At 71.2% G+C, this 660-nt stretch carries 1 pseudogene; it reads right to left on the bottom strand.

Annotation, left to right across the window (positions count from 1 at the left end):
- Positions 1-171: 171 nt before the first annotated feature.
- Positions 172-660, bottom strand: a pseudogene (locus G3I71_RS45420) (GTPase HflX); the annotation flags it as partial.

Raw genomic sequence — 660 nt, 5'->3', positions numbered from 1 at the left:
TGTGACACGGTCCGCCGGCATTCCGTAGGACGGTCCCTCGCCTCTCCGTAGGGCGCTCCGCCGGCCGACGCCCGACATGACGCAGGGCCCCCACCGAAGTGGGGGCCCTGCGTCATGCGTACGGCGCGTATCGCGTCGACCGTTACCGCGTCGCCCGTTACCGCGTCGCAGTTACTGCTTCGCGGGAATGAACGGCGCCAGCTCGGCCGCGAGTTCCGGGTGGACGCGGGCCTTGAGCAGGGTTCCCTCCGGGGTGTGCTCCTCGGAGATGACCTCGCCCTCGGCGTGCGCCTTGGCGATCAGCGAGCCGCGGGTGTACGGCACCAGGGCCTCCACCTCGACCTCGGGCCGGGGCAGTTCGGCGTCGATGAGCGCGAGGAGTTCCTCGATGCCCATCCCGGTGCGCGCCGAGACGGCGATGGAGTGCCGCTCGATGCGCAGCAGGCGCTGCAGGACGAGCGGGTCGGCCGCGTCCGCCTTGTTGATCACGACGATCTCGGGCACGTTGACGGCGCCGACCTCGCGGATGACCTCGCGGACCGCCGCCAGCTGCTCCTCCGGCGCCGGGTGCGAGCCGTCCACGATGTGCAGGATGAGGTCGGAGTCGCCGACCTCCTCCATCGTGGAGCGGAACGCCTCGACCAGGTGGTGCGGCAGGTG

The sequence above is a fragment of the Streptomyces sp. SID12501 genome (assembly GCF_010550245.1).
Classification (GTDB): Bacteria; Actinomycetota; Actinomycetes; order Streptomycetales; family Streptomycetaceae; genus Streptomyces.
This window is presented reverse-complemented; position numbering and strand designations above follow the sequence as displayed.